This is a genomic window from Hahella ganghwensis DSM 17046, from assembly GCF_000376785.1.
Taxonomy (GTDB): Bacteria; Pseudomonadota; Gammaproteobacteria; order Pseudomonadales; family Oleiphilaceae; genus Hahella; species Hahella ganghwensis.
Map to the genome: position 1 here is coordinate 1 of NZ_AQXX01000039.1, position 9,298 is coordinate 9,298.

The following is a 9,298-nucleotide window of genomic DNA, read 5'->3' on the forward strand; positions in this document are numbered from 1 at the left end:
TCAACCTAGGGTTTTCATCTATTGAACCGTAATGGTATCTCCCTTTTAATCGTCGCCGACGAATGAAACGGAATATTTTGACAGGGTAGTCGTTGTTACTTTTCAAAGGCTTAGTCGTACCTTCTCAATATGGACGTTACATCTCGTCGTTAGATTATTTTATCTATCTAACCGCATAGGGATATTACATGAAGCGACCTTCTACAGGCCTGCCTGCACAGGTTATGGCCTTTCTTTGTGCATTGCTTGTCACCCTGACATCCAATGCCGCCAATCCACTCAGTGTGGACGCATATCTGTCCAACGAATCTTTATCCAACGGTGAGGATATCGAAGGATTCACCAGCACTCTCAAATGGCGGGTCAAAGAGTTTTCTCTGCCCGGTACTGGGTTGAATATTGATCTTTACCGGTCCTACGGCTACACCACAGGACTGGGAACTTTGGGACTGTGGCACATTGAGACGCCCCGCGTAGTCCTCAATGCCTCCTTTGACTATGACAAGAACTGTGACCGTATTTCCTGTCGTAATGATGGGGTTTGGAAAATCGGCACAGCACGTCTGGAGATCCCCGGCCATAAACCTCTCTCGTTAGTGAAATCAAAAACAGAAGACGGAACTTTTGTTTCGGTTAACGGCCAATATGGCTGGAAAGTCACATGGTCCATCTCTGATGATAAGCTCACCATGACCGGTTATGCTCCCAATGGCTTGGTATACCGCTTTGATTATCTTGATAACGACATTTCTAAGAAGGGCATAGCCACTCGTGCCATACACGCTTCCAAAGTATCTGACCCTTATGGCAACTATCTGGCCTATTCCTACACGCGCACGCGGTCTGAAGACTCAAAGCTGACTGACAGCATTTGGCAAAGTATCGTACTGCCGAACAGTATTACGGCGTCCGATGGCCGAAAGGTGACTTTCAGCTATAAAGACATTGAAGACTTCTGGACCAAATCCAAACGCAAGCTCGACAAGATCACAGTCCACGAATCTACCGGCAACCGTGTCTGGAGCTACGAGTACAGCCGATGGTCACACTCTGCACCGGTCGAACTTAAGCGCGTTAGACGCCCTGACGGGTTGAGCTGGTATTACACCTGTTCACTGACCAGCAGCCATCCCCGCGAACATCGCCTTTCCTCTGTAACGGTGCCCCATGGTGCGAAGATAAGTTATCACTATGACTACCAGCATGAGCTGGATTTTGGGCGAGTTGGGGTGTCTAAACGTATTCTTTCTATAGAAGGAAAGGATGACTTTATAACCACCTATTCCTATGACAAGGACGGTAATTGGCTGAAATTTATTTCTTCTAATCCCCTGTCGACCAAGATTACCACTTTTCATAATGACAAATCGAAGCTGTACTACCGAGGAAAGATTGCCAAGGAACAGGTGTTCAATAAAGCCTCGGATTCTCAGCCCTTGAGAACCACTGAGTATTCCTACAATAAGTGGAGTGCTATTGGTGACCACGACTATCTGGCCAATCCTGTACGTCTGACTCGCATCAAGGTTGATGGTCTGTTGGAAACTCTCTATTCCAACTTTAACAGTCACTATCAGGCACGGACTGTGACCGAACGCTTGGGGGACACTTCTCGCATCACCACTTTGACCCTTGAGAATAAGATAGGTGACGGTCGCCGTTACATCGGCTTACTAAGAAAGAAATCGGTAGATGTCGGGATTGGTAGCCATCCAGAAACGATTGTTGCTACCTACCAATACAACAACAAAGGGCGAATTGTCCGTAAAGTGGAGAACGGCCTTGAAGAGCGCTACGACTACCACACCTCTGGCAAGCACACAGCGGGATTACTGGCCAGCCTTTACTATACGAATCATCTCGGAGAGCAGGTTGTCCAATACCCGACCTATTACCGGGGAATTGCCACTGAGGAATCTCTTCCAGAGAGAACGATTCGTCGAACAGTCGATGATCGGGGATTGATCACCTCTGAAAGTGATGGCGCAGAGAATTACACCTCCTATACCTATGATGCGATGGGGCGTGTTCGTAGCGTCCAACAACCCGAACGGACCAAGCAAATTATCACATACACCAAAAACGCCATCACGTTAAAACGTGCGGGCTCCACATTCCAGCAAGTGGTGACTTTGGACGGCTTGGGGCGGTCAATACGAACGGACAACGAGCTGAACGGCGAAAGATTAAACTTTCTGATTACGACTTATGACGGATTAGGCAGAAAAACCTTTGAGTCTCATCCGATGGACAGAAGCAGTAATGAAGCAGGGGTCAAGTACACCTATGATGCCTTAAGTCGCATCACCCAAATGCAGGACACAGGACGGGGCACGATGGCTGGCTATTGTTATGGCTTGAGTTGTGTTTCTGGTGCTTTACCTTCAGACACTCTGAACGCTGCCAAAGCGGCAGGTGCACGTTATGCCATTACCGAAACCAATCTGATAGACGGGAAGTTCTATAAAACACACTATCTGAAGGCGGGCTTCGGTGGATACGGTTACCTCTACGATGTTCTGGTGTATCGCGTTATTGACCAACAGGGCAATGCTCAGGTGACCAAGTTCCAAAGGAATAAAGCGGGATTGGTGCAAAAAGTCACGCAGGACGGTGTTTCTCGGAGCTACACCTATTATGCTGGGACAGATCGAATCAAAATGATCAATGAGCCAGAGCGTCAGCCCATCACTTACACCTACGATGAATCAGGTAACCTCCGAACCGCTCTAATCGAGGGACAGGGGAGAATCAAGTATTACTATGATGCGCTGAACCAATTGCAAAAAGTCGACTACCCATCAGGCCATGATGTTTGGTTCCGGTATCATGCCAATGGCTTGCTCAGCTATGCCAAGAAGGGCCTGACAGCAAGGACCTATGACTACTCGGCGTCTGGCGATCTCATCAGTGAGAAACTGAAAGTTGATATTGATGGACCAGAGTACTACACACTTGCCTATCAATATGATGATGACGGCCAGTTGGAGAAGATCACCTACCCTAACCAGTTTTTCCTGGAGTACGATCTGGACGATGCGGGACGCCCCTTGGCGCTTCATTCACCGGAAGGCACACTGATCTCTGACGTTGATTACAGCTATACCGGTATTACCAAGACATACACTTATGCCAATGGAATGAAGGTCTCCCAGGCCTCAGATAAAGCGGGACGGATCACTGCAATCAACAGCAATCTCGGGTCCACTGTTGTGACCAGTCAAGCCTACAGTTATGACGGACACAACAATGTGACGTCCATCATTGATCACCACGACTCTGCCAACAGTTTTAACGACATCAAATATGACGGCCTTTCCCGTTTTATTAGTGCCGATTGTCCCTGGGGAGATTGTGGGGCTCGTTACAACAGTCGTGGAGACATCTTGAGCAAGTCCATGGGAACTTTAGGATCACTGAAATATTTCTATGATTCCGATACCAACAGGTTGGACCACACGACCGGAACCAATTACCAATTCAAGTATGACGATTTCGGGAATGTGACGGACAATGGCCGTTTTGACATGACCTATGATCATTCCGGTGACATGCTCAGCATTGTCTCAAAGAGCGGCGATATTGATATCGATTACGAATATGACGCCCACAATCTGCGTACTATCGAAATCCACGGCGATAAAGCCATTATTCAGGTCCACTCCAAAGACGGAAGTGTGCTTTATGAAGAGAATCTGCTGGAGGACACGGCGACAAACTATGTGTATTTTGACGGCAAGATGATCGCGGAGATCGAACGGGATTTTCAAGCAGAATACACCTGTGAGGCAGGCTGGATCTTGGATGGCGATACCTGCACCAAAACGGTGTTTGCAGAACCAACGGAAGGTTGCTCTGAAAACCTGTCAATTTCAAACGGAATTTGCCGATGGGAAGAAACAAGGGCGGCTAACCGCCGATGCCCTGTTGACTATGAGTATCCTTGGGGGATTTTCTGCAGCCCCGAACAAAAGGTCCAAGTGTACTACTGTGACCCCGGATATATGAGATCGGGCAAAGAGTGTTTCAAACTTCATATCGAGCCAATCATCCTATCTTGCCCCACGGACTATAGCCTGACCGGTAATAATTGTGCGAAAACGCAAATCAAAGCCGCAATCAGGAAGTAGCCTAAGGAGATCTCATAAATGGAAATTCTAGCAAAACTTAAATACTCGCTGTGTCTGACACTGACTGTTCTGATGCTGTTGGTCAGCGCTCAGGCTCAGTCAGAAGCCCGCATCACGTTCTATCATCACGACAACCTGGGCTCGCCTATTGCTGCCAGTGACAGAGACGGCAATGTTTTATGGCGGGAGACTTACGCTCCTTTTGGGCAAAAGACGGTAAACGACAGCGCCGCTGAAGAGGAACGTGTCGGCTACACCGGGAAACTGCATGATAACGATACGGGTCTGACGTATCTGAACGCCCGTTACTATGACCCTGTGGTCGGGCGGTTTATGGCGATGGACCCTGTAGGGCCGCTTGAGGGTGGTTTAGACCACTTTAATCGCTACTCGTATGTTTACAACAATCCGTTGAAATATATTGATCCTACTGGAGAGATAGGCCTTTGTGGTTGCGGAAATGCTGGTGCAGGAGGTGCCGGAAACCATACTGGGCTAGACCCAGAATCCAGTCCCGAAGTCCAAGAAGCTCAGGACAGAAGCTGGAACGAGATGAAGCGAATCTATCAGGAGCGCAATGAATCATTGGGTTGGGGGCTTCCAGACTCATTTTTTGATAGTGGAGATTGGCGTAATTATACTGCTGATTTACAGGGTCTATTAGCCTCTTCGGTTATTGGCGCGAAGAATAAGAGGGCCCAAAAAACTTATGTCACCTATACGAAGTACAATCCTAAAACTGGCAAGACATACTCTGGTATGGCCAGTGGATATGGGACTCCAGAGCAAGTACTCAAAAGGCGTGATAGGTTTCATCATATGAATCTTGCAGGTTATGGCCCTGCTAAGCTTGATAAAGTATCGAGTAATAGGGATGCTATAAGAGGTCGCGAGCAGGGGTTGATTGATTATCATGGAGGCGCACAATCAGAAGGCGGTACGTCCGGTAATAAAATCCGTGGTATTTCAAAGATAAATCCCAAGCTAGAAAGATATATGAGGGCTGCAGCAAAGGCGTTTGGGTCGTTGGGCCGCTAAATAAGGATTAAAAATGTCAACTGAGAAAATTGGAAACTTCAATATAGTTCACTTATTAGCCTTCATGAATGAGTTCGATGCTTGTTTTGGTGACCCTGACCTTGACTGTGATGACGTTGCAACGGCTTACAAAGCGAATATAGAAAAATACGGACTCAGCAAAGCAAATAAAGGACTCCAACAAGCAATTAAAGACGTGGTAGAGGATTTGCTCGATCTAGACCCTGATGATGTTCAGGAGTTTCAAGATAAGCTTAACGAGAAAGGCATTGATATCTCCGTCCAAGCTGTAATAAAGGACTACTGGAAAAGTTTCGAAAGGATAAAGAAGAGAGGAAAGCTAAACAACGACGAAGAGTACTCAATTATAATGGGTATTCTCAATGACACAGACAACAATCTTGAAGACGGTGAAATAGAGCAATTAAACAAAATGATCATCGCTTACGAAGAAAAACACGCAAGTTAGGACGGCATGCGTTTTAAACTTGGCATGAACTGACAGCTATCAATCAGTAGCCACAAGTAGGCACCTTATGAGAGAAACAGAAAGAGGAACGAAAAGTTATACTGAACGTTCCCTTTCTGTTTTTTCTTAACGATTCACTGACCTATTATTCAACCCCGTAGTTTATAACCATGGGGGGATTAGGTCGGACAGTCAACGTAACGAACCAGTTACGACAACTGACAGTTCCCTTTCGAGATAACCAGTAGATGACGTTCCGTGTCATCGTCAGTGCATCCATGCGACCGTTTACCGGTTAACCTTTAAGTTACTGAGTATCTCTCATAAGGTACTGTTACTAGCAGGTAGACATGATCTTTCCTGAACTTTGTTGTCTGACTTCATGTATCCGACATTTGGTTGTCTTACATGCTTCCGTCTGTTGTCTCCAGTTTCCTGTCTGGTCTGGATCATAGACATACTCGTTACACTTCTGGTTGTGACATTACGCAGGTACTTTCTGGGGTGAACATAAAGATCGTCATTAGGTGGAGCGATTGGTCAGGTGATCGAGGATAACCACGCCCCCGGTTCAAAAAGGCACTGAATTGATAAAGGAATCTTTCGGGTAACGTTAAGTTTCTCGTTACGAGTAACGTATAGAGTAACTTATAGTTTCTCTTATAGTAAGAATCTTTCCGCTATGGGCATTAGGATCATTTCGTGGAACCTATTGTTTTTTAATAGATTTTCAAGATCACCATTTCGACCATCACCGCCCCGGATAAATACAAAAATTCTGGCTGTTTGCCGTACAGAGAGGCTATAGGGTGATGCGTAATGAAAGCGGTAGGTTATGCCTATCCGTGGCCTGTTTGTGTTCTGAAAGTTGCCTGACAGCAAAATAAAACAGTTCACAGGGGTGGGCATGTGTCTGGCTTCCGAGAAGCGAAATGGAACACTTACCAAGGGCTGCGAACTGATGCCATTCAGAGCCTTTAAACGCGCTGTGAACTGTTTGTTTCCTTTAGCCTGTAGGGATGCCTAGGATTAAAAGAGAGGTCGTCTGACAGCTCTAAAGAACGGCTGAACCAGACCTTCAATTACAGCCCTACCCCTTATTAATCCTCAAAGCTCATACTCAAGATAAGTCTGTAGAACCTCTTCCTGAGTTATCCCGAGATAACGCATGGTCACGGCAGGGGTTGAGTGATTGAGAACCATAGCAATCTTTTCGATAGGAACGCCATCGGAATACATCGCCCATCCCCGGCTTTTTCTCATTGAATGCGTTCCGAGCTGAACGCCAACAATCTCCCCAATCTCTTTAAACTTCCTCGCCACCGTTTCACGGCTTATAGGCTTCCCTTTGGCTCTGTTAGAGTGGACCTGAAAGATGTAGTCGTGGTCTGGGTGCTTGGCTTTACGGGCCTCTATGAGTCTTTGAGCGGTGTTATTCAGTCTGACTAATCGAGACTTACCGGTTTTCTTTTCGTGTATCTTGATGTCATTGGAGGTCAGATCCTGATATCTCAGTTCGAGCAGGTCAGAGATACGTAACGCTAGATTAACTCCTATCCGCCATAGATCCCCGTAAAGATCACCTCCATGTTTTCGAAGCAGATGTTCTACCCGTTCGATTTCCTGTCTTGTCTTAACCGCTTCGACGCTATTCACCAACACTCCCGTTATTCTTGGACTTTCTATGTCACACAATATCATGAGGTAAGAGGTTATCTATAAGATAGGCGGAAAGTCAAGCAGTTAGATACATCTCTAAGTCACAAATCCTCATTCTGTGACATTGAATCGGAGGTAGTACGTCTCGATTTTCGGTGCACCAGCAAGACTTAAAGATAGGCTTTCCCCCCCTCCCCCAGACTAACCTTGCGCCTGCTGTCAGATTCCAAGGGGGTACGGGGGGATTTTCGGGTGCGTCGGGGGAGGTGTGTAGCCGCACAAATTTTAGGCGTATTTTCAAACAGGGATTGCCTAACCTATCATTCCCAAGCTTAACTTAGGAGGATAAATAACGCCACACAATGAGTACACAGCCTATTTACCAATAAAACCAAACCCCTTATAATTCAACACTATACAGCACATCGAAATAGTCACAATAGAATCGGTGGTTCGATTCCGCCTCTGGGCACCACTTAAATTCCTTAAAAAACAGGAACTTACGAGAAATCGAAGTTCCTGTTTTTTTATGCCTGATCCAAAAGTGTCAACGCAAAAATAGCTGGCGGTCTTTTTGTCCCCCTTACTACAAGAAACCTCTCAGCGTTGAATTGTTCCCCACCCTACTGATGCATCCATGATCTCTGTCATTTTGTAAGCACCTACACAAACGCCTTGCTAGTTTAAGCTTAAGGAAAGCAATTACGTGAATTCCTATAGCCTTTCATGAAATACCTCACAACAGCAATAACCTTGATCCTTTATTATGGCCGCAGTCACTCGCACGGATGCCTATTAAAACTGCAATGGATGCCTAGTGATTGCGACCTCTTCCGGGTCGCCCTCTAATATGGTGTTGCTGAAATTATTGGTTGAAACTCAATGACCAGCTCAGCGGCAGGCAAAGCTGGCACGTACTTGCGTAGCAATATGAATGACAGGTTTGGCAGCCTGTTGCTGCTTGTTAGGCATCATTCTTTAATGAGCACATTTTCGAACACTCCCTCTTCATTTACTATTCTAAGCTCAGGGATACAATCCTTTGGTTTTGTATCCTCAGATAATACCTGCTCAATAATATGTGCAATTTGGGATAAAGCCTCTGACCCAAGGCTAAATTCTATAGCCTGATATAGTGCTTCAATATATCGGTCACCATTGCAAAAATAGCCCGCACGAACTAAGAGAATAAAGATCTGGCTAGGCACGGATTTATTAAAGCTATATGCAGTTGCATTTACCCATGCTTCAACATCCCCCTTATTCACTAAAGCACACATCGTATAACAAAATGCTGCTTCCTCAGTATTTCCTGAACTGTTTTTAAGATGTGCCAGATTAAACCAAGCCAGTCCACAGAGAAGGTCTTGTTTTAATGCTTTTTCCAAACTTTCTTCTGCTTCTGTAGTATCAAGGTTAGTAACAATAGCTAATTCGAATGCTTTTTTTATGTTCCTATGCTGAAACTTAATATCTTGATTTTCAATCACTGAAGATAGATACACCAGCTTCAAGCGCCATTCAGCATTTTGGCTTCCAGTCTCAGTAACGTACTTTTCAAATACATCATGAGCCTCTTGATATCTACCTGAAAACATCAATGAATCAGCATACAAAGCTAATGTCTCTTTTCGGTCATCAATATCAATAGCTTTTCTGTAGAACTTTGATGCAAACGTAAACTTTCCTATCTCAAACAATACACCAGCTAGGGAGAGTCTGAATAACCCCAAGGTTCTGAGGTAATTCAAACTCTCGACGATATATGGCCGAATATTCAGAGTGTTTTTCCGGCCATTTTGGATCTTCCCCCCCTGTGGGGCGTCATCTGGGCTCACTGCCCCTATACCTGCAGCTCTTTCCTTGCCATCAGCAGATTGCTGAAGGCCGCCAACAGATAGAGCCGGCTCTTGTTCTTGGCCAAGCCTCGATAGCGGACTTTGTCGTAACCAAACACCTGCTTGATGTATCTGAACGGGTGTTCCACTTTAGCCCGGATACT

The 9,298-nt window shown here is 45.8% G+C and carries 6 protein-coding genes; 3 read left to right on the forward strand and 3 right to left on the reverse strand.

What is annotated here, in order from left to right:
• Nucleotides 1-188: 188 nt before the first annotated feature.
• Genes F566_RS0100850 through F566_RS0100860 form a run of 3 tightly spaced genes read left to right on the forward strand, consistent with a single transcriptional unit; the run spans nucleotide 189 to nucleotide 5,637 of the window.
• The gene (locus F566_RS0100850) at nucleotides 189-4,130 is read left to right on the forward strand and encodes an RHS repeat domain-containing protein (protein ID WP_020405087.1); all 3,942 of its coding nucleotides are present in this window, start codon (nucleotides 189-191) and stop codon (nucleotides 4,128-4,130) included.
• Between the two features lie 18 nt (nucleotides 4,131-4,148).
• Nucleotides 4,149-5,168 (forward strand): RHS repeat domain-containing protein, encoded by a 1,020-nt coding sequence (locus F566_RS37490; RefSeq protein WP_020405088.1) that lies wholly within the window; start codon nucleotides 4,149-4,151, stop codon nucleotides 5,166-5,168.
• A 13-nt stretch (nucleotides 5,169-5,181) separates the two neighbouring features.
• Nucleotides 5,182-5,637 (forward strand): hypothetical protein, encoded by a 456-nt coding sequence (locus F566_RS0100860; protein ID WP_020405089.1) that lies wholly within the window; start codon nucleotides 5,182-5,184, stop codon nucleotides 5,635-5,637.
• A 1,107-nt stretch (nucleotides 5,638-6,744) separates the two neighbouring features.
• Here F566_RS0100860 and F566_RS0100870 read toward each other — a convergent pair.
• The 3 genes from F566_RS0100870 to F566_RS31490 form a co-directional block, all read right to left on the reverse strand.
• Nucleotides 6,745-7,293: a tyrosine-type recombinase/integrase gene (locus F566_RS0100870; protein ID WP_026179661.1), complete on the reverse strand. Its 549-nt coding sequence runs from the start codon at nucleotides 7,291-7,293 to the stop codon at nucleotides 6,745-6,747.
• Nucleotides 7,294-8,267: 974 nt separating this feature from the next.
• Nucleotides 8,268-9,134 (reverse strand): tetratricopeptide repeat protein, encoded by an 867-nt coding sequence (locus F566_RS0100880; protein WP_020405091.1) that lies wholly within the window; start codon nucleotides 9,132-9,134, stop codon nucleotides 8,268-8,270.
• A 5-nt stretch (nucleotides 9,135-9,139) separates the two neighbouring features.
• On the reverse strand, nucleotides 9,140-9,298 hold a 159-nt coding region (locus F566_RS31490; RefSeq protein WP_020405092.1), incomplete at its 5' end, for a transposase.